Consider the following 18,946-nt stretch of genomic DNA (forward strand, 5'->3'; position numbering starts at 1 on the left):
CGTTGCCGCTGGAGACGACCTTTTCGCTGAGGAGAACCATGTCCGAGACCGTGTCCCCGTCCGGCAAGACCCCCGTCGACTTCTGGTTCGACCCGCTGTGCCCCTGGGCCTGGATGACCTCCCGCTGGGTGCTGGAGGTGGAGAAGCTCCGGGACATCGAGGTCCGCTGGCACGTCATGAGCCTCGCCGTCCTCAACGAGGACAAGCTGGACGAGCTGCCCGACGAGTACCGGGAGATGCTCAGCACCAGGGCCTGGCAGTCCGTGCGGGTGGTCACCGCCGCCTGGCAGAAGCACGGCCAGGAGGTCGTGGGCCCGCTGTACACCGCGCTCGGCACCCGCATCCACAACAACGGCGAGGGCGCCACCCTGGAGGCCATCGCCGGGGCGCTCGCCGACGTGGGCCTGCCCGCCGAGCTGATCGACTACGCCGAGCAGGAGGACTTCGAGTTCGACGCGGAGCTGCGCGCCTCCCACAAGGAGGGCATCGACAAGGTCGGCCAGGAGGTCGGCACCCCCGTGATCGCGGTCCCCGGGGACGACGGGCAGCAGATCGCCTTCTTCGGCCCGGTCGTCACCCCCGCCCCCAAGGGCGAGCAGGCCGCCCGCCTGTGGGACGGCACTCTCGCGGTCGCCTCGGTCCCGGGCTTCTACGAGATCAAGCGCACGCGGACGCAGGGCCCCGACTTCAGCAACTTGTAGACCTCCGGTACGGGACAGGGCCCCGGCTCCTGCCGGCGACGGCACACCACCGGGCCCGGCGTGCGTGATCCACCGGGTGCCGGGGCCGGGCGTCCGTGCCCTGTGGACGGGCGCGGGGAACCGGCCCCGGCGGACCCCGCCCCCCGCGGACAAGCGCGGGGACCGGGTCCGCAATCCTCACGCCGGTCCCGGCGGACACGCCGCCCTCCCGGTGTCGTGGCCCGGCTCCCGCGCATCACGTCAGACAGTGGGCGAGCGGCTCCCCTCGCACCCACCGCCCCACCTCCGCCGCGGCCAGCCGGGCCGCCTTCTCCGCGACCGCCCGGCTCGCGCCGCCGAGGTGCGGGGTCAGCAGCACCCGCCCGCCCACCGTCCGCAGCCGCGAGTCCGCCGGCAGCGGCTCCTCGGCGTACGTGTCCAGCGCCGCCGCGGCGAGCCGGCCGTCCTCCAGCGCGTCGCACAGCGCCGCCTCGTCCAGCAGGGCCCCGCGGGCCGCGTTCACCACGACCGCGCCCGGCGGCAGCAGCGCCAGCTCCCGGGCGCCGAGCAGCCCCCGGGTCTCCTCGGTGAGCCGGGCGTGCAGGCTGACCACCCGGGAGCGGCGCAGCAGTTCGTCCAGCGAGGACATCCGCAGCCCGTGCACCTCGCCGCGCGCGTACGGGTCGTGCACCATCACCCGCGCGCCGAACGCGCACAGCGCCCGCGCGACCCGGCTGCCGACCGCGCCGTACCCGATCAGCCCGACCGGCAGGTCCTCCAGCTCCAGTCCGCTCTGCTCGTACGTGTAGTACGTCGAGCCCGCCCAACTGCCCTGCTCCGCCAGCAGGTCGTGGGCCTGCGGGATACGGCGCAGGGCGGCGATCAGCAGGCCGACGGTGAACTCGGCGGTGGCGGCGGCACTGCGGCCGGGCGCGGAGCAGACCCGGACGTCGTGCCGCCTGGCCGCCTCCAGATTGACGTTCACCGGGTCGCCCCGGCAGACCGCGACCAGCCGCACTTCCGGGCGGGCGGTCAGCACCCGCTCGGTGACCGGCGCCATCTGGGTGACGAGGACGTCCGCGCCGGCCAGGGCCGCGATCAGCTCGTCCTCCGCGTCGCTGGCCTCGCGCACCTCGGCGACCGGACCGAACGGTTCCAGCGGCCAGCCGAGCGTCAGCTCCCGCACATCGCAGTGGGCGTGGCGCGCGAGGGCCGCCGCGATCAGCGAGGGAAGCACGAAGCGGTCGCCGGCGGCCAGCACCCGCACACTGGAGGCCATCACAGGGCGTCTTTCGTCTCGTCGTCCAGGACAGGGGCGGCGACACGGTGGGTCGCTTCGGATGTACAGGGTGTAATGACCATCCGGCGGGCGTCAATCCCTCGGGCACGGGAAAGGCAGGGAGAACCCCCATACGGGCATGGGAAGTTGACCGAACGGGCAGGAAGCGCCGGAAGCCGGCGGCGCGGGGAAGGGAAAGGGGACGGAAGACGGAACGGAAGACGGAAGGGAACACCGACGGCATGACCACCACCCTCCTCCTGGCCCGCCACGGCGAGACCCCCTGGCACGCGGAGAACCGGTACGCCGGAGCGAGCGACATCGGGCTCACCGCGCTGGGGCGGGCGCAGGCGGAGGCGTTGGGAAGGTGGGTGGGGGAGCGGCCCGTGGACGCCGTGTGGTGCTCGCCGCTGACCCGGGCCGTGGCCACCGCCGAGCCCGCCTGCCGGGCGCTCGGGATCGAGGCGCGGCACGAGGACGACCTCCGCGAGTGCGGCTTCGGCGTGGTGGAGGGCCGTACCCTCGCGGAGTTCGCGGCGGAGCACCCGGCCGCCGCGGAGGCCTACCGCCGGGACCCGGTGGGTCATCCGTTCCCCGGCGCCGAGGACCCGCGCGCCGCCGCCGCGCGGGGCGCCGCCGCGCTGCGCCGGATCGCCGCGGCGCACCGGGGCGGCCGGGTTCTGGTCGTCGCGCACAACACCCTGCTGCGGCTGGTGCTCTGCTCCCTGCTGCGGATTCCGCTGTCCGAATACCGCCGTGTCCTGCCGCGGCTGCTGAACGCGGCCGTCACCGAGATCCGCGTCGACGGCGACCGCACGGCGCTGCTGTCGCTCAACGTGCCCTGCGCGTGAAGGGGCGCCGCACGACGGAAGGCCCCCCGTGAGTCACGTCCTCACGGAGGGCCTCCCTCCATCCGCCCGCCGCCGTGAAGGGTGAGAAGACGATCACGAGGCGGGACGCTTCAGGGGCGTGCGCTCACGGCGCGAGCAGCAGCGCGTTCGCGCGGGACTTGGCGGCCTCGTATCGCCGGGCCACGTCCTGCCAGTCGACCACCCGCCACATGGCCTCGATGAAGTCGACCTTCTGGTTCTTGTACTGGAGGTAGAAGGCGTGCTCCCAGGCGTCGAAGACCAGGATCGGGGTCGAGCCCTGGCCGACGTTGCCCTGGTGGTCGTAGACCTGCTCCACGATCAGCCGTCCGCTCAGCGGCTCGTACGCGAGCACGCCCCAGCCGGAGCCCTGGGTGGTGGCCGCCGCCTTGGACAGCTGGCCCTTGAACGCGGCGAAGGAGCCGAAGGACTCCTTGATGGCGTCGGCGAGTTCGCCCACGCCGTCCGCCGCCAGCGGCTCGCCGCCGCCGTCCTTCGGGCCGGTCATGTTCTGCCAGTAGATGCTGTGCAGGATGTGCCCGGACAGATGGAAGGCCAGGTTCTTCTCCAGCCCGTTGACCGAGCCCCACGACTCCTTGTCCCGCGCCTCCGCCAGCTGTTCCAGCGTGTCGTTGGCACCCTTCACATAGGCGGCGTGGTGCTTGTCGTGGTGCAGCTCGATGATCTCGGGGCTGATCACGGGGGCCAGCGCCGAGTAGTCGTACGGCAGGTCGGGCAGCGTGTAGACGGGCATGGGTGATCCCCTCCGGAACCTTATTGCAAGTCTCTTGCAACTACACGCTAGCAACAACAGCGTCCGGGCAACAGAAAGGCCCCCACGTGTCGCACGTGGGGGCCCGGTCCGCCTGCGGCGCGGGGGTCAGCGCCGGGCGCGCGCCCGCTGCCAGACGTATCCCACCGCCGCGAGCACCACGGTCATCGCGCCCGACGAGTACAGCTGGACCCGGGTGTCCGGCTGCCGTGCCATCAGCACGAAGACCGCGGCCATCCCGGCCAGCGCCACCCAGGTGAGGTACGGGAACGCCCACATCCGCACCACCAGCTTCTCCGGCGCCTCCCGCTCGATCCGGCGGCGCAGCAGCAGCTGGGAGACCGCGATGAAGATCCAGACGACCAGGATCACCGCGCCGATCATGTTCAGCAGCCACGGGAAGACGTCGTCGGGCCGCCAGTAGCTCAGCAGCACGCAGAAGAAGCCCACGACACAGGAGGTGAGCACGCCGATCCGGGGCACCCCGCCGGACAGCTTCGCCAGCGCCTTCGGGCCCTGGCCGCGCTCGACCAGGGAGAAGGCGATGCGCGAGGAGCCGTAGATGTTGGCGTTCATCGCGGACAGCAGCGCCACGAACACCACCACGTCCATCAGCCGGGCCGCGCCCGGGATGCCGAGGTGGTCCAGGGTCGCGACGTAGGGGCCGCGCGCCACGACCTCCGGGGAGTCCCACGGCACCAGGGTGACGACGACGGCCATGGAGCCGATGTAGAACACGGCGATGCGCCACATCGCGGTGCGCACCGCACGCGCCACGCCCCGCACCGGGTCCTCCGACTCCGCCGCCGCGATGGTGACCGTCTCCAGGCCGCCGTAGGCGAAGACCGAGGCGAGCAGGCCGATGACCAGGCCCTGGCCGCCGTGCGGCAGGAAGTGGGACAGGTGGGAGGTGCCGGGCGCGTCGGTGCCCGGCAGCACGCCCGTGATGGCGAGCACGCCCAGCACCAGGAACAGCGAGATCGCGCCGACCTTGAGCGCGGCGAACCAGAACTCGAACTCGCCGAAGTTCTTCACGGCGGCCAGGTTCGTGCCGAGGAAGACCAGCATGAACAGCGCGACCCAGATCCACTGCGGGCTGCCCGGCACCCAGCCCTGGACGATCTTGGCCGCGCCGATGCCCTCCAGGCCCACGGCGGTGCACAGCAGCACCCAGAAGGACCAGCCGGCCGCGAACCCGGCCCAGGGGCCGATCGCCCGCTCGGCATGGGCCGAGAAGGAGCCGGACGAGGGGTAGGCGGCCGACATCTCGCCGAGCATCCGCATCACGAGCATCACCAGCAGCCCGGACAGGGCGTAGGCGATCACGATGGACGGGCCGGCCGCGGCGATGCCCGCGCCCGAACCCACGAACAGGCCCGCGCCGATCACGCCGCCGAGGGCGATCATCGACAGGTGGCGCTGCTTGAGGCCGTGGGCGAGTGAGGCCCCCTCCGTCTGTGGTGGTGTCTCGGTGCGGGTGCTGCTGGGCATGGGCGCGGCTCTCCCGTGCGGTGTGGGGGGTAAAAACTCCCCAAGTCTGGGCGGCCCGTCCGCATGTGCGAAGGAGCCGCCCAGTATCCGGACACCCGGAGCGCGGAGAGTGAGACTCCGGTTACGCCGCCACGGGGGTTCCCGCGGGCGTGTAGTGCGAGGCGTCGCCCTCGATGGAGTAGCTCTCCTTGCCTTCGACGCCGACCGGGACGTCACCGGCGACCGTCACCCGGTGCAGCCGGCGCGGCAGCCCGTCGTAGTTGTCGATGGCGTAGTGCTGGGTGATCCGGTTGTCGAACAGCACCAGCTCGCCCTCCGCCCAGCGGTGGCGCAGGACGTTCTCCGGGCGGGTGACGTAGGACTGGAGCAGGTCGAGCACCTTGCGCGACTCGCCCGTCGACAGGCCCGCGATCCGCTGCGCGAACCCGCCGATGAACAGCCCGCGTTCCCCGGTCAGCGGGTGCACCCGGACCACCGGGTGGGCGGTGCGGTACCTGATCGAGGTGAACCGCGCGCGGCGCTCGGCCAGTTCCGCGTCGATCTCCTCGTCCGGTACGGCGTAGTCGTAGTCGTTGGTGTGCTCGGCCCACAGGGTGTCCGCGAAGCGGCGCAGCGGCTCGGGCAGGTCCCGGTAGGCGGCCGCGGCGTTCGCGATCAGGGTCTCGCCGCCGTACGGCGGGACGGTGATCGAGCGCAGGGTGCTGGCCTGCGGCGGGTTGAGGACGAAGGTGACGTCCGTGTGCCAGTGGTTGGCGATGCCCCGCTCGCTGTCCACGGGGAGCACGTTCGGGGCGCCCTCGACGGCCTCGACGGTCGGATGGGCGGTGGTCAGCTCGCCGAAGTGCCGGGCGAAGGCCTGCTGGCCCGCGTCGTCCAGGCCCTCGGCGGCGAAGACCAGCGCCTTGTGGACGTTGAGGGCCTCGCGGATGCCGGTCACCTCCGCCTCGGTGAGCGGCCGGGTGAGGTCGACACCCAGGACGCGGGCGCCGATGCGCGCGGTGACCTTGGTGATCTCCAGTGACATGGGGGTTCCTTTCGGGAGGGAGCGCGGAAGGCGTCGGGGTCAGCTGTGGGAAGGGGTCGGGTACCGGTTGGCGGGGCGGGGCAGGCCGTAGCGCTCGCGCAGGGTCCGGTGGGGGCCGTACTCCTCGCGGAACAGCCCCCGGGCGCGCAGGACCGGTACGACGTGCTCCACGAAGGCGTCCAGGCCCGAGGGCAGCACGGGCGGCATGACGTTGAAGCCGTCGGCCGCGCCTTGCGTGAACCAGGTCTCGATCAGGTCCGCGATCTGCTCGGGCGTCCCGGCGAAGGTCTGGTGCCCGCGCCCGCCGCCGAGCCGCCCGATCAGCTGCCGCACGGTGAGCTGCTCGCGCCGGGCCAGCGTCACCACGAGGGTGTAGCGGCTCTTGGCGCCCTCGACGGCGGACTCGGGCGGCAGGTCACCGGGCAGCCGCCGGTCCAGCTCCAGCGAGTCGGGCGCGAGCTGGAGCAGCCGTTCCAGGCGCCTGAGCCCGTGCTCGGGCATGATGTGGTCCTCCAGGACCCGCTCGGCCGCCCGCGCCTCGGCCTCCGTGGACCCGATGACCGGCACGATCCCGGGCAGCACCTTGAGGTGCTCGGGGTTCCGCCCGGCCCGCCGGGTGCGGTACTTGAGGTCCGCGTAGAAGACCTGCGCGTCGGCGAGGGTCTGCTGCGCGGTGAACACGGCCTCCGCGTACCGTGCCGCGAACGCCTTGCCGTCCGCCGAGGAGCCCGCCTGCACCAGCAGCGGACGCGCCTGCGGGGAGCGCGGCACGTTGAGCGCGCCCTCGACCCGGAAGTACGGTCCCTCGTGCCGGGGCGGATGGATCTTGTGGTCGTCACCCCAGACACCGGCCGCCTTGTCGGCGACGATCGCGTCGTCCTCCCAGCTGTCCCACAGCTTCAGCGCCACGTCCAGGAAGTCGGCGGCGCGCGCGTACCGCTCGGCGTGCGGCGGCTCCTGCTCCAGACCGAAGTTGCGCGCCGCCTCCGCACCGGCGGTGGTGACGATGTTCCAGCCGGCCCGGCCGCCGCTGACGATGTCCAGCGAGGCGAGCCTGCGCGCCAGGTCGTAGGGCGAGTTGTAGGAGGTGGAGGCGGTGGCGATCAGGCCGATGTGCTCGGTGGCCGTCGCCAGCGCCGTCAGCAGGGTCAGCGGCTCCAGGGCGCCCGCCGGACGCTGCCCGACGTCGCCCCACAACTGCGGGCTGTCGGCCAGGAACACGCTGTCGAAGGTGCCGCGCTCGGCGATCCGCGCGAGCCGTACGTAGTGCCGCGGGTCGACGTGCGCGTACGGATCGCTCTCCGGCAGCCGCCAGGAGGCCTCGTGGTGGCCGGTGTTCATGAGGAACGCGTTCAGGTGCAGTCGTCGTTCCGCGGTCACCGGTGGTCCTCCGTGACGCCGAGGGCGGCCAGCAGCCGCTCCCGGTACTCGCCCAGCAGCGGCTCCCGGTAGGAGCGCGGGTGGGGGCGGTCGACGGCCAGATCGAGTCCGATGCGGCCGCGGTCCAGGACGAGGACCCGGTCGGCGAGCACGATCGCCTCGTCCACGTCATGGGTGACCAGCAGCACGGAGGGCCGATGGCGCTCCCACAGCTCGCGCAGCAGATGGTGCATCCGGATCCGGGTCAGCGCGTCCAGGGCGCCGAACGGCTCGTCGGCCAGCAGCAGTTCGGGCTCCCGGACCAGGGCACGGGCCAGCGCGGCCCGCTGCGCCTCGCCGCCGGACAGCTCGCCCGGCCAGGCCCGCTCCCGGCCCGCCAGCCCGACCTCCGCGAGGGCCGCCCGGCCGCGCTCCACCGCGCCCTTGCCGTCCAGGCCCAGCACCACGTTGTCCAGCACCCGGCGCCAGGGCAGCAGCCGCGAGTCCTGGAAGGCCACCGACACCCGCCGCGGCGCCGCGACGTGCCCGGTCCCGGTCACCCCGTGGTCGAGCCCCGCGACCGCCCGCAGCAGGGTGGACTTGCCCGAACCGGAGCGCCCCAGCAGGGCCGTGAACTGCCCGGTGGGCAACTCCAGATCGATGCCGTCGAGGACCGTACGGCCCCCGAACGACCGCTTCAGGTCCCGCAGCCGGACGGCGGGCCGGGTCAGCTGCTCAGTGTGCGGCGCCATGACAGCACCCTCCGTTCGACGAGACGGACCGCGCTGTCGGAGACCAGGCCGAGCACGCCGTAGATCAGCAGGCCGACGAGGATGATGTCGGTACGGCCGTAGTTCTGCGCCTGGAACATCAGATAGCCGAGGCCGCTGGTGGCGTTGATCTGCTCCAGCACCACCAGGCCCAGCCAGGAGCCGGTCACCCCGAGCCGCAGCCCCACGAAGAACCCGGGCAGCGCCCCCGGGATCACCACCCGGCGCACGAACGCGAGCTTCGACAGGCCCTGCACCTCGGCGAGTTCGACGTACCGGCTGTCGATGCCGGCCAGCGCGGCATGCGTGTTCAGGTAGACCGGGATGTAGACGACGATCGCGATGATGGCGACCTTGAACGTCTCCCCGATGCCCAGCCACAGGATGAACAGCGGGATCAGACCGAGGGTGGGGATCGCCCGGTTGAGCTGCACCGTGCCGTCGACCAGCGCCTCGCCGACCCGGCTGAGCCCGGCGACGAGCGCGAGCAGCACCCCGGCGGCCAGCCCGATCGCGAAGCCGTACCCGGCCCGCCGCAGCGAGGTCAGCACATCGGTGGGCAGCGTGCCGTCGGTCCACAGCCGGCCGAGGGTGCGCAGCACCGTCCAGGGCGCCGGTATCGCGGCCGGGTCGAGCTGACCCGCGGCCGACGCGGCGGCCCAGGCGCCCAGCACCAGCAGGGGACCGGCCAGCCGGGCGGCGGGCCACCGGCGGCCGGGGGCGAGCCGGCGCCGGCGGCGGACCGGGGGCGGCGCGCCCGCCTCGGTGGCGGGCGCGGCGGTCGTCGTGGTCACGGCGGTCACCTCCGGTACTCCTCGGGCACGGCCCGCGCGGCGATCGCCTCGAAACGGCGGTCGAACAGCGTGGTCACGTCCGTGTGCCGTACGAAGCCGCCCGCCGCGAGCAGATCGGCGGTCTCCTGCTCCCAGCGGACGGCCTCGTCCCAGCTGGGCGGAAACAGCGGTTTGCCGGCGAGCGCGGTGATGGACCGGGCCTGGGCGGGGCTCAGGTTCTGCGTCTTGACGTAGAACTCCTCGTTCCACTCGGCCGGATGCTCGTACTGCCATACCTGGCCCCGGGCCCACCGCGGGATGTAGGCGGCGATGGCGGCGGCCTTGGCGGGGTCGTTCAGCACGGCCTGCGGCGCCCACAGCAGATTGAGCAGGTCGACCACGTCGGTGGTGACGGTGCGGGCGCCCTTCGCCGCGTACTGCTGGAGGTAGGCGGGCGCCTGGCTGTTGGCGAGGGGGGCCACGTCGACCTGGCCGGACTGCAGGGCGGTCAGGAACTGGTTGCTGGTCAGCGGCACCAGCGTGACCTGGCCGTACGCCAGGCCCGCCCGCTTCAGGGCGCGCAGCAGGACCACGCCCTGTGCCTGCCCCTGCGAGAAGGCGAGCCGCCTGCCCTTGAAGTCGGCGACGGAGCGGATGTCGCTGCCGGGCCGGGTCGCGAAGACGTAGTTCGGCTTGCGGGTCAGCCCGACCGCCACGATCTTCGCGGCGAGGCCCTGGAACCGCGCCTGGATCGGCGGGATGCCCGCGTTGTCGGCGAGGTCCAGGGACCTGGCGCGGAAGGCGTTGATGACATCGGGTCCGGCGCCGAGGTTCACCCACTCGGACACGGTGAACGGCAGCGGCGGGAACTTCCCCAGCCTGAACTGGAGTTGCTCCACCCCCTGGTACGAGGTGATCTTCAGGCTGGTGCCGGACGGCACCCGGGCCGGCAGCGGCCGGGTGGCGGCGCCCGCGGTGTCGGCGGCGGCCTCGCCCTTGGCGCAGCCGGCGACGCCCAGGGTGGCGGCGGACGCGCCAAGCAGTGAGGTGAGAAAGAGGCGACGGTGCATGGGAGGTCTCCCGGAAAAGAGCCGGTCAACGGAAACAGGGAGAGCACGCAGAGAAACCCGGGGAAACACCGAGAAGCATCTGAGAAACCCTGCGAAATTCACGGAAACGCGCGCTTCATGCGCGGCAACATGTCAGCAACAGAGGGCGCGACAGCCGGTCCGACAGCTCGTGAGAGGGCTCATGACCAGCATGTTCCCGGTGTCGAGCGACCGGTGTCAACATTCCGAGTTTCTGAATTAAATACCCTCAGGTGAGACACCCAGAGGATCGCGGAACAGCTCGTCGAGAACCACCGAACCACCCGCCACGGCCAGCACCGAATCGGCGAAACTCGTCGGCAGCACGGACGCGGAGCGGGAATTACCGACCGCGTCCCGGAGGGCGTCCAGGCACTCCGGGAAATGCATGATCCCCACCTCGGTGACCACGACCGTCTCCGGATTGAGCACGTCGAGCAGCAGCCCGGCCGCCCGTCCCGTCGCCCGCGCCCGCTCCACCAGCAGCCGCCGGGCCACCGCGTCTCCGGCCGCCGCCGCGGCCACCACCCGCATCGGATGGGCGGCCGCGTCCACGACCCCGGCCTCCCGGGCCCGGCGGCACAACGTCCGCTCGCCCAGCTCCGCCTGGAGGCAGCCGGTACGCCCGCACGGGCACGGCTCGCTGCCGCCCGGCACCGGCAGATGGGCGATGGCGCCGGCCGCGGACCGGGGCCCGTGGTGCACCTCGTCGCCGGTGGCGAACGCCGCGTCCACCACATTGCCCATGAACAGGTGCAGCACGCTCCCGCCGCCCCGGGCCCGCCCGAACAGCCGCTCCGCGTTCACCAGCGCCCGCGCGTGCCCGTCGACGCGCACGGGCAGCCCGGTGCGGGCGGCGAGCAGTTCCCGTACCGGCACCTCCCGCCAGCCCAGCAGATCGTGCGCGACCACGGCGCCCGCCGCCCGGTCCACCCAGCCGCCGACGGCCACCCCGACCCCCAGCGGCCGCCGGTCCGGCACCTGCGCGAACAGCGCCGAAAGCCCTTCCGCGGCCCGCGCCAGCACCTCGTGCGGCTCGGTCCGCCGGTGCGTCAACTCCCGCCGGGCCAGCACCCGGCCGCGCAGATCCAGCAGCGCCACCGTGGTGTACGGCACCGCCACGTGCACCCCGCCCACCACGAACCGCGCGTCGTCCAGCTCCACCGGCACATGCGGCCGCCCCACCCCGCGCGAGCGGCGCGGGGCGGCCGACTCCCTGATCAGCCCGAGGGCCGCGAGCCGGGCGCAGTGCTCGGTCACCGAGGCGGGCGACAACCCGGTCAGCCGCGCCACGGTGCTGCGCGCCACCGGTCCGTGCTCCAGCACGGACCGCAGGACGACGCTGGCACTGGTGCGCCGCCGGTCGCGGTCGGCGGCACGCGGAACGGGGGAGACGAGGGTGGGGGCCGCACTGCGGGGCATGGAGAACCGTCCTCGGGGACCGGAGCCGACACATCGGGAACCGGGAGGGGACGGGGCGGACCGAGCGGGCCCGCCCTATCCCGGACGGCGACAGGTGGCCGCGCCCTGACGCCGCAGGTCGACATAGCGACGCGACGTGAAGTACCGGGCCTGGGCAACCATGTGCCCGAAGCTAGCAAACGGCCCCCGCGCCGCCCAGGGGCCGTCGTCCGGGCAGGCGCGGACCTTTGGGGGAAACCTACAGACGCGCCGGGTGCGGGCCCCGTCTGCCGGACCACGCCACCTCAGTGACCGTAATCACGCCGCGCCCGGTGTAAGGCGCGCTCTTTGTGCGGAGCCCACCAAGTCGGCGATCACCCCTTTGTCGGGCGCTGACGGTGATCGGATTCGGGGCGCCGGTATAGCGTCGCGGTGTTCCCACCTGTCCCCTTCATCCCGCGGAGTCCCCATGAGCACCGCCACCGTCTCCACCCGCCCGGGTGCCGTCCTCGCCGATCTGCTGCCCGCGTCCCGCGTCCGCGACGCCGCCCTCGTGCTCGGCGGCGCCGCGCTCACCGGCCTCGCGGCCCAGCTGTCGGTGCCTGTGCCCGGCTCCCCGGTGCCGGTGACCGGCCAGACCTTCGCCGCGCTGCTGGTCGGCACCGCGCTCGGCGCCCGCCGCGGCTTCCTCTCCCTCGCCCTGTACGCGCTGGCCGGCGTGGCCGGTGTGCCGTGGTTCGCGGGCGGCGACTCCGGTTCCGGCTCCGTCTCCTTCGGCTACGTCCTCGGCATGCTGCTGGCCTCCGCCGTCGTGGGCGCCCTGGCCCGCCGCGGCGCCGACCGCTCCCCGCTGCGCATGGCGGGCACGATGGTCCTCGGCTCGGCCGTCATCTACGCGATCGGCGTCCCGTACCTGGCCCTCGCCGCCCACTACTCCCTCGGCCGGGCGGCGGCGGTCGGCCTCGTCCCCTTCCTGATCGGCGACGCCCTCAAGGCCGCGCTCGCGATGGGTCTGCTGCCCACCGCGTGGAAGTTCGCCGGCAAGCGCTGATCCGCCGGCACGGCACAACGGCCGCGGGGCCCGACGAAGTTCGTCGGGCCCCGCGGCCGTCGGCGCGTCGGCAGGGGTCAGCCGATGGAGACCTTGTCGGCCGAGGCGTCGGCGGCCGGGGCCGGCCGGTCGCCCGCGACCTTCTGCTTGATCAGGGAGATGGCGACCACGATCGCCGCGACCAGCAGCGACAGCAGGACCGTCTCCCGGCCGTCGTGTTCGGTGTCGAACAGCATGTAGACCAGGACCGCTACGATCACCGCGGCCGCCGCCCAGGTCAGGTACGGGTACAGCCACATCCGCACGATGAGCTTCTCCGGCGCCTCGCGCTGGATGATGCGGCGCATCCGCAGCTGCGAGAAGCAGATGACCAGCCACACGAACAGGGCGACCGCACCGCTGGAGTTGACCAGGAAGAGGAAGACGGTGTCGGGGAACTCGTAGTTGAAGAAGACCGCGACGAAGCCGAAGACGACCGACGCCAGGATCGCCGCCATCGGGACACCGCGCGAGTTGGTGCGGGCGAACGCCTTCGGGGCGTCACCGCGCTGGCCGAGCGAGAAGGCCATCCGGGAGGCCGTGTACAGACCGGAGTTGAGACAGGACAGCACCGCCGTCAGCACGATGACGTTCATGATCTGGCCGGCGTGCGCGATGCCGAGGGAGTTCAGCGCGGCGACGTACGAGCCGTCCTTCTCCAGCGACGGGGAGTTCCACGGCAGCAGCGCGACCACGACGAGGATCGAGCCCAGGTAGAAGACGCCGATGCGCCAGATGATGCTGTTGGTGGCCTTGGTGACCGCCCGCTGCGGGTCCTCCGACTCGCCGGCCGCCAGGGTGGCGATCTCGCTGCCCATGAAGGAGAAGACGACCAGCAGGACACCCGTGAGGATCGCGCCCGGACCGTGTGGCAGGAATCCGCCGTGGTTGGTGAGGTTGGCGAAGGACGCCTGGTCCGTGTGGGCCCCCGGCAGCACACCGAAGATCGCCAGCAGGCCGACGACGATGAACGCGGCGATCGCCACGACCTTGATGCCGGCGAACCAGAACTCGAACTCGCCGTAGGAACCGACGGAGAAGAGGTTCGACGCGGTCAGCACCAGCATCACGATGAGGGCCCAGCCCCACTGCGGCACCGCCGGGACCCAGCCCGACAGGATCTTGGCACCCGCGGTCCCCTCCACGGCGAGCACGACGACCCAGAAGAACCAGTAGAGCCACCCGATGGAGAAACCGGCCCAGCGGCCGAGCGCACGGTCGGCGTGCTCGGAGAAGGAGCCGGAGGTCGGGTTGGCGGCGGACATCTCGCCCAGCATTCGCATCACGAGGACGACGAGGGTGCCGACGAGGGCGTAGGACAGCAGGATGCCGGGGCCCGCCGCGGCGATGCCGGAGCTGGAGCCGACGAAGAGGCCGGCGCCGATGACACCGCCGATCGCGATCATCGTCAGGTGGCGGTTCTTGAGGCCTGCTTGAAGTCCGGAACCAGGAGGGGTCATGGACGGATTCCTTTGCGCCTGTTGAGCGGGGGTTCTCGTACGGGAACGGAGGTGCCGTTGAGGGGTCCGGTACGGGATTCGTACGAGCGGTGTACGAGTCGGTCCAGTGAATCCGAGGCGAACGAATTCGGGAACCTCTGAATCCGGATTGTTACTTGAGGTTCCCTTGAGGTTCTATGGTCCCGCTCACATTCGAGCTACGGAATTCGCAGCACCGCCGCGGTACCCTCCCGCGCCGTCCGGGCGCCGCCGACCCGGGGCTGCTGCCCCGTATCCGTCGTGTCACACTCGTGGCATGCGCGTGTACCTCGGCTCGGACCATGCCGGCTACGAACTCAAGAACCACCTCGTCGAGTGGCTCAAGGAGGCGGGCCACGAGCCCGTCGACTGCGGGCCGCACATCTACGACGCCCAGGACGACTACCCGCCCTTCTGCCTGCGGGCGGCCGAGCGCACGGCCGCGGACGCCGACGCCCTCGGCATCGTGATCGGCGGCTCCGGCAACGGCGAGCAGATCGCCGCGAACAAGGTGAAGGGCGTGCGCGCGGCGCTGGCCTGGAGCGAGGAGACGGCCTCCCTCGGGCGTCAGCACAACAACGCCAACGTGATCGCCGTGGGTGCGCGCATGCACACCACGGAGGAGGCCACGAAGTTCGTCGAGGTGTTCCTCGCCACCCCGTTCTCGGGTGACGAGCGCCACATCCGCCGCATCGACATGCTCTCCGACTACGAGACCACGGGCGACCTCCCCCCGATCCCGGCGCACCACCCCCAGGCGTAAGCCCCGCCCGGACCGGCGTCCGGCCCGCTTTCCCCACCCGCCCTCCGGCCCGGCTCGACGGGCCGGAGGGCGGGCGTCATGGGCGCCCGGTCCCCCGGGGCCACCGGCGGCGGTTCCGTACGCTGGGTGAGTGCACCGCGGGGCCCGCCCCCGGTGGCGAAGAGGAAAGGACGGCCCCGCCTTGCCCGAAGGGCACACCATCCACCGGCTGGCCCGGGACTACGCCGAGCGCTTCCTGCACACGGCCCCCCGCGTCACCAGCCCCCAGGGCAAGTTCTCCGACGCCGCCGCCCTCCTGGACCGCGCCGAGCTGACCGCCACCGAGGCCCACGGCAAGCACCTGTTCCTCCGGTTCCGCGACACCGACTGGGTCCACATCCACCTCGGCCTCTTCGGCAAGGTCGGCTTCGGTGACGCCCCGGCGCCCCCGCCCACCGACACCGTCCGCCTCCGCCTCGCCACCGACACGGCGTACGCCGACCTCCGCGGGCCCACCACCTGCGCCCTGATCACCGAAGCGGAGAAGCGGGCCGTCCACGACCGCCTCGGCCCCGACCCGCTCCGCGAGGACGCCGACCCGGAGGCCGCGTACCGGAAGATCTCCCGCAGCCGCACGACCGTCGCCGCCCTGCTGATGGACCAGAAGACCGTGGCCGGCGTCGGCAACGTCTACCGCGCCGAGGTCCTGTTCCGGCACGGCATCGACCCCTACCGCGCGGGCCGCGACATCACCCCGGCCGAATGGGAAGCGATCTGGTCCGACCTGGTCGCGCTGATGCGCCAGGGCGTGCGCGACAACCGGATCGACACCGTACGGCCCGAGCACACCCCCGAGGCCATGGGCCGCCCGCCCCGCGTCGACGACCACGGCGGCGAGGTGTACGTCTACCGCCGCGCCACCCAGCCCTGCCACGTCTGCGGCGACGAGATCCGCACCGCCGGCCTCGCCGCCCGCAACCTCTTCTGGTGCCCCACCTGCCAGAAACGCTGACCCGGGCGAAGAGCCGGAAGAAGCGCTAGAAATTGTGCGGCAGCCACGGCGCCACCGCGGACCCGAACCCCACCGAGGCCTCCGCCAGCGCTCCGCCGCGCAGCTCCCGCACCCGCCCGGCCGCCGCCAGCGCGGCCAGCGACACCCCGCCCAGGTACGCCGCCCCCAACTCCCGCACCGAAAGAGCGAGTTCCGCAGGCTCCGTCGTACGCTCGCAGGACGCCCCCTTGGCGTCCCCGGTCAGCCGCCAGCGCCCCGCGTTCCAGGGACAGAAGGGGTCCGCCACCTCCAGTACGACGTCCACCGGCGCCTGGTACGTCCGCGCGGCCAGCGCCGTACCGACGTCGACCAGCCGTACGAAGCACTCGTCCCGCACCCGCGGCAGGCAGCGGCGGACGTCGGAGACCAGGTGCTGCCAGCCGTCGTCCACCGGCCGCGCGTCCACCGACACGGTCGTCATCAGGTCGATGCCGCACAGGAAGCGCCACAGCGCGCCCTCCGTCGCGGGATCGAGCGCGGCGAGGTCCGCCAGCCGCACCGTGCCGTCGGCGCCGCCCGCGTTCCACTCGGCCCGGGTGCGGAACCGCGCGTACCCGGTGACCTGCCCGTCCCGCTCCGCGACCACGCACTGGAGCGCCGACGCCCCGCCGCGCGCGGTCTCGGTGTCCAGCAGTCCGGCCCGCTCCCAGCCGGGCCGGCGCACCAGCATCCCGGGCCGGCGCGGCACCAGCGCCGCGTACACCGCCTCGCACGCGTCGAGGACGTCCGCCGGCGCCGCGTACCGCAGCCGCACCTCGTCGGTGCCGGCCGGCAGATCGAGGGTGACCCGGCTGGTGTCGATCTCCGCGGACAACCGGTACGTCGCGGCGCCGTAGCCGAAGCGGCCGTAGATCGCCGGCTCGGACGCGGTCAGCACCGCCAGCGGTTCGCCCAGCGCCCGGACGTCGTCCAGCTGCCGGCGCATCATCGACGTCAGCACCCCGCGCCGCCGGTGCGTGGCCGCCACGCTCACCATCGTGACGCCCGCCGCCGGGACCGCCGCCCCGCCCGGCACGGTCATCCGGAAGGCGAACGACCCCGTCGTACCGACGATCCGGTCCCCGTCCCAGGCGGCGAGACCCCGGTCCGGGTCCAGCAGGGAACGGTGCAGTTCGCGGTCCTCGGGCTGCGCCGGCTGCCAGCCGAACGCGCGCGACAGGGAGCCGTACCACTCGTCCCAGTCGGCCTCGCGCAGCACCCTCAACTCGGTTCCCCGGTCAGTCTCCATGCGCCATGCCTAGCAAGACATCGCGGGGCGGGCCAGCGAATTTGGCCGGGACGGGGACGCGGGGGCGCCGGGTGGCGTTCACTGAGGGACGAACCTGTGAGACGCAGCCCGCACGGGGGACAAGTGGGACCTCCCGTGCCAAGCGGCCGGTGCGATGGATAGGGTCCCGAACTAATGGCAGCAGGACGAGAGACGCGCGCGAAGGCCGAGACGTTCACGGCCCGGTGGAGGATGCAGTGGCACCGGGCCCGCGTCGGCCTGCGCAAAAGCGCCGTCGACTACTTCCGCGGCGACGGCTCCGACTGGATCGCCTTCGCCGGGCTGCTGCTCACCGTCCCCGTCCTCGCGGCCCTCACCCTGTTCGACTCCGTGTGGTGCTCCCCGGCCATGCTGGTGCTGCCGATCGTCGCCGGCGGGCTGCTGCTGCGCCCGGCGAGCCTGCTCGGCCTGTACGCGGCGGCGGCCACCGCGCTGATCGTGGAGTCGGTGCGGCTCGGCCCGTACACCGAGGGTCCCTCGCGGGTCACCCCGGGCGTGGTCCTGGTGGTGGCCGCCTGCGGCTTCTTCGGCCTGCTCACCGCCCAGTTCCGCAGCCGCGTCGGCGTGCCCTGGCGGCGCGGCGGCACCATGCTGTTCGACCTGCGCGAACGGATCCGGGTGCAGAGCAAGCTGCCCAAGCTGCCGCAGGGCTGGCACCACGAGATGGCGCTGCGCCCGGCCGGCGGCCAGTCCTTCTCCGGTGACTTCGTGGTGGCCGCCCGCACGGGCGGCGGCCGCACCCTGGAGGTCGTCCTCACCGACGTCTCCGGCAAGGGCATGGACGCCGGCTCGCGCGCCCTGCTGCTGTCCGGCGCGTTCGGCGGGCTGCTGGGCTCCCTGCCCCCGCACGCCTTCCTCCCGGCGGCCAACGGCTATCTGCTGCGCCAGGACTGGGAGGAGGGCTTCGCCACCTCCATCCACCTCGTCCTGGACCTCGACTCCGGGGATTACGAGCTGTACTCCGCGGGCCACCCGCCGGGGCTCCAGCTCAGCGCGGGCACCGGCCGCTGGGAGGAGAAGTCGGCCGAGGGGCCGCTGCTGGGGGTGTACGACGGCGCCCAGTTCGACTCCGTGAAGGGCTCGCTGCGCCCCGGCGACGTGCTGATGCTGTTCACCGACGGGCTGGTGGAGACCTCCGACCGGGACATCGTCGAGGGCATCGACCGGCTCACCGGCGAGGCCGACCGCTATGTCGCCGGCGGCTTCCACGGCGCCGCCTGGCACCTCATCGAGGCCGTCGCCAAGGACGTCAACGACGACCGCGCCCTGCTCCTGATCTGCCGCGAGGCCTCGGCCCACGCCCGCTGACACACTGGGCGCATGACCGAGACACCGTCCGCGGCACCCGGACTCCTCACCCTCGCCGAGGTCGAGGCCACGGCCCGGACCGCGCACGAGGGACAGACCGACAAGGCGGGACGGCCGTACGCCGAGCACCTCGCCGCCGTGGCGAACGGCGTGCGCGTCCGCGGGGGCGACGCCGAGCAGATCGCGGCGGCCTGGCTGCACGACTCCGTGGAGGACGCCGCGCTCGGCCGCGCCTGGCTGGCCGGGGCCGCCCTCACCCCGCGCACCAAGGCCATCGTGGACGCCGTCACCAAGCGGCCGGGGGAGGACCCGGCGGCGTACGCCCGGCGCATCCTCGACACCCCGGGCGCCCTGCTGGTGAAGGAGGCGGACCTGGCGCACAACGCCGACCCGGAGCGGCTGGCCGTTCTGGACGAACCGACCCGGAAACGACTGACCGAGAAGTACGCGCACATGCGCGCGCTCCTCGGCCTGCGTCAGAGCTGAACCGGCCCCGAATCGGGA

General features: G+C 72.8%; 18 protein-coding genes. 7 read left to right on the forward strand and 11 right to left on the reverse strand.

Annotated elements, in window-relative coordinates; translation table 11 throughout:
* Positions 1-38 precede the first annotated feature (38 nt).
* Positions 39-701 (forward strand): DsbA family protein, encoded by a 663-nt coding sequence (locus HZZ00_RS04950; RefSeq protein ID WP_180331067.1) that lies wholly within the window; start codon positions 39-41, stop codon positions 699-701.
* 235 nt (positions 702-936) lie between these two features.
* Here the strand turns inward: HZZ00_RS04950 and HZZ00_RS04955 are convergent, their stop codons facing one another.
* The gene (locus tag HZZ00_RS04955; protein WP_180331068.1) at positions 937-1,959 is read right to left on the reverse strand and encodes a 2-hydroxyacid dehydrogenase; all 1,023 of its coding nucleotides are present in this window, start codon (positions 1,957-1,959) and stop codon (positions 937-939) included.
* A 242-nt stretch (positions 1,960-2,201) separates the two neighbouring features.
* On the opposite strand from HZZ00_RS04955, the gene HZZ00_RS04960 reads away from it, so the two are divergent.
* Positions 2,202-2,810, forward strand: a complete 609-nt coding sequence (locus tag HZZ00_RS04960; RefSeq protein ID WP_180331069.1) for a histidine phosphatase family protein — start codon at positions 2,202-2,204, stop codon at positions 2,808-2,810.
* 124 nt (positions 2,811-2,934) lie between these two features.
* Here the strand turns inward: HZZ00_RS04960 and HZZ00_RS04965 are convergent, their stop codons facing one another.
* The 8 genes from HZZ00_RS04965 to HZZ00_RS05000 form a co-directional block, all read right to left on the reverse strand.
* Positions 2,935-3,582: a superoxide dismutase gene (locus HZZ00_RS04965; protein ID WP_180331070.1), complete on the reverse strand. Its 648-nt coding sequence runs from the start codon at positions 3,580-3,582 to the stop codon at positions 2,935-2,937.
* 126 nt (positions 3,583-3,708) lie between these two features.
* Positions 3,709-5,091, reverse strand: coding sequence for an amino acid permease (locus HZZ00_RS04970; protein WP_070027136.1), 1,383 nt, complete (start codon positions 5,089-5,091; stop codon positions 3,709-3,711).
* 121 nt (positions 5,092-5,212) lie between these two features.
* Complete coding sequence (locus HZZ00_RS04975) at positions 5,213-6,115, reverse strand: TauD/TfdA family dioxygenase (protein ID WP_180331071.1); 903 nt, start codon at positions 6,113-6,115, stop codon at positions 5,213-5,215.
* A gap of 39 nt (positions 6,116-6,154) precedes the next feature.
* The gene (locus tag HZZ00_RS04980; RefSeq protein WP_180333391.1) at positions 6,155-7,456 is read right to left on the reverse strand and encodes an LLM class flavin-dependent oxidoreductase; all 1,302 of its coding nucleotides are present in this window, start codon (positions 7,454-7,456) and stop codon (positions 6,155-6,157) included.
* Between the two features lie 35 nt (positions 7,457-7,491).
* Complete coding sequence (locus tag HZZ00_RS04985) at positions 7,492-8,226, reverse strand: ABC transporter ATP-binding protein (RefSeq protein WP_180331072.1); 735 nt, start codon at positions 8,224-8,226, stop codon at positions 7,492-7,494.
* Positions 8,202-9,047 carry an ABC transporter permease gene (locus HZZ00_RS04990; RefSeq protein WP_180331073.1) on the reverse strand — a complete coding sequence of 282 codons (846 nt, stop codon included), beginning with the start codon at positions 9,045-9,047 and terminating at the stop codon, positions 8,202-8,204. Before HZZ00_RS04990 ends, HZZ00_RS04985 begins: the two co-directional genes overlap by 25 nt.
* Positions 9,044-10,087, reverse strand: a complete 1,044-nt coding sequence (locus HZZ00_RS04995; RefSeq protein WP_180331074.1) for an ABC transporter substrate-binding protein — start codon at positions 10,085-10,087, stop codon at positions 9,044-9,046. The genes HZZ00_RS04990 and HZZ00_RS04995 overlap by 4 nt, the downstream gene beginning before the upstream one ends.
* Positions 10,088-10,324: 237 nt before the next feature.
* The gene (locus HZZ00_RS05000; RefSeq protein WP_180331075.1) at positions 10,325-11,527 is read right to left on the reverse strand and encodes an ROK family transcriptional regulator; all 1,203 of its coding nucleotides are present in this window, start codon (positions 11,525-11,527) and stop codon (positions 10,325-10,327) included.
* 448 nt (positions 11,528-11,975) lie between these two features.
* Between HZZ00_RS05000 and HZZ00_RS05005 the strand changes: the two genes are divergently transcribed.
* The gene (locus HZZ00_RS05005; RefSeq protein ID WP_180331076.1) at positions 11,976-12,557 is read left to right on the forward strand and encodes a biotin transporter BioY; all 582 of its coding nucleotides are present in this window, start codon (positions 11,976-11,978) and stop codon (positions 12,555-12,557) included.
* A 77-nt stretch (positions 12,558-12,634) separates the two neighbouring features.
* Here HZZ00_RS05005 and HZZ00_RS05010 read toward each other — a convergent pair whose 3' ends face one another.
* Positions 12,635-14,056, reverse strand: coding sequence for an amino acid permease (locus tag HZZ00_RS05010; RefSeq protein ID WP_180331077.1), 1,422 nt, complete (start codon positions 14,054-14,056; stop codon positions 12,635-12,637).
* A 295-nt stretch (positions 14,057-14,351) separates the two neighbouring features.
* Between HZZ00_RS05010 and HZZ00_RS05015 the strand changes: the two genes are divergently transcribed.
* Both HZZ00_RS05015 and HZZ00_RS05020 read left to right on the forward strand, forming a co-directional pair.
* On the forward strand, positions 14,352-14,837 hold the full coding sequence (locus HZZ00_RS05015) for a ribose-5-phosphate isomerase (protein ID WP_180331078.1): 486 nt from the start codon (positions 14,352-14,354) through the stop codon (positions 14,835-14,837).
* A gap of 181 nt (positions 14,838-15,018) precedes the next feature.
* A complete protein-coding gene (locus HZZ00_RS05020) occupies positions 15,019-15,828 on the forward strand; it encodes an Fpg/Nei family DNA glycosylase (protein WP_180331079.1) in 810 nt (269 codons plus the stop codon).
* A 25-nt stretch (positions 15,829-15,853) separates the two neighbouring features.
* On the opposite strand, the gene HZZ00_RS05025 is transcribed toward HZZ00_RS05020, so the two are convergent.
* Positions 15,854-17,095: a GNAT family N-acetyltransferase gene (locus HZZ00_RS05025; RefSeq protein ID WP_180331080.1), complete on the reverse strand. Its 1,242-nt coding sequence runs from the start codon at positions 17,093-17,095 to the stop codon at positions 15,854-15,856.
* Positions 17,096-17,269: 174 nt separating this feature from the next.
* Here HZZ00_RS05025 and HZZ00_RS05030 point away from each other — a divergent pair, with 174 nt between their 5' ends.
* Together HZZ00_RS05030 and HZZ00_RS05035 are read left to right on the forward strand one after the other, a co-directional pair.
* On the forward strand, positions 17,270-18,442 hold the full coding sequence (locus tag HZZ00_RS05030) for a PP2C family protein-serine/threonine phosphatase (protein ID WP_180331081.1): 1,173 nt from the start codon (positions 17,270-17,272) through the stop codon (positions 18,440-18,442).
* Positions 18,443-18,454: 12 nt separating this feature from the next.
* Positions 18,455-18,928, forward strand: coding sequence for an HD domain-containing protein (locus HZZ00_RS05035; protein WP_180331082.1), 474 nt, complete (start codon positions 18,455-18,457; stop codon positions 18,926-18,928).
* The last annotated feature ends 18 nt before the right edge of the window (positions 18,929-18,946 follow it).

This window comes from Streptomyces sp. NEAU-sy36, assembly GCF_013423905.1.
GTDB lineage: Bacteria > Actinomycetota > Actinomycetes > Streptomycetales > Streptomycetaceae > Streptomyces > Streptomyces misionensis.

Bases quoted from the DNA above. Each gene is read 5' to 3' on its own strand.
- HZZ00_RS04970 (WP_070027136.1), bottom strand. From the start codon at position 5,091: ATGCCCAGCAGCACCCGCACCGAGACACCACCACAGACGGAGGGGGCC.
- HZZ00_RS05015 (WP_180331078.1), top strand. From the start codon at position 14,352: ATGCGCGTGTACCTCGGCTCGGACCATGCCGGCTACGAACTCAAGAAC.
- HZZ00_RS05000 (WP_180331075.1), bottom strand. From the start codon at position 11,527: ATGCCCCGCAGTGCGGCCCCCACCCTCGTCTCCCCCGTTCCGCGTGCC.
- HZZ00_RS05005 (WP_180331076.1), top strand. From the start codon at position 11,976: ATGAGCACCGCCACCGTCTCCACCCGCCCGGGTGCCGTCCTCGCCGAT.
- HZZ00_RS04955 (WP_180331068.1), bottom strand. From the start codon at position 1,959: ATGGCCTCCAGTGTGCGGGTGCTGGCCGCCGGCGACCGCTTCGTGCTT.
- HZZ00_RS05030 (WP_180331081.1), top strand. From the start codon at position 17,270: ATGGCAGCAGGACGAGAGACGCGCGCGAAGGCCGAGACGTTCACGGCC.
- HZZ00_RS04975 (WP_180331071.1), bottom strand. From the start codon at position 6,115: ATGTCACTGGAGATCACCAAGGTCACCGCGCGCATCGGCGCCCGCGTC.
- HZZ00_RS04980 (WP_180333391.1), bottom strand. From the start codon at position 7,456: ATGAACACCGGCCACCACGAGGCCTCCTGGCGGCTGCCGGAGAGCGAT.
- HZZ00_RS05025 (WP_180331080.1), bottom strand. From the start codon at position 17,095: ATGGAGACTGACCGGGGAACCGAGTTGAGGGTGCTGCGCGAGGCCGAC.
- HZZ00_RS04995 (WP_180331074.1), bottom strand. From the start codon at position 10,087: ATGCACCGTCGCCTCTTTCTCACCTCACTGCTTGGCGCGTCCGCCGCC.
- HZZ00_RS04965 (WP_180331070.1), bottom strand. From the start codon at position 3,582: ATGCCCGTCTACACGCTGCCCGACCTGCCGTACGACTACTCGGCGCTG.
- HZZ00_RS05010 (WP_180331077.1), bottom strand. From the start codon at position 14,056: ATGACCCCTCCTGGTTCCGGACTTCAAGCAGGCCTCAAGAACCGCCAC.
- HZZ00_RS05035 (WP_180331082.1), top strand. From the start codon at position 18,455: ATGACCGAGACACCGTCCGCGGCACCCGGACTCCTCACCCTCGCCGAG.
- HZZ00_RS04960 (WP_180331069.1), top strand. From the start codon at position 2,202: ATGACCACCACCCTCCTCCTGGCCCGCCACGGCGAGACCCCCTGGCAC.
- HZZ00_RS04950 (WP_180331067.1), top strand. From the start codon at position 39: ATGTCCGAGACCGTGTCCCCGTCCGGCAAGACCCCCGTCGACTTCTGG.
- HZZ00_RS04985 (WP_180331072.1), bottom strand. From the start codon at position 8,226: ATGGCGCCGCACACTGAGCAGCTGACCCGGCCCGCCGTCCGGCTGCGG.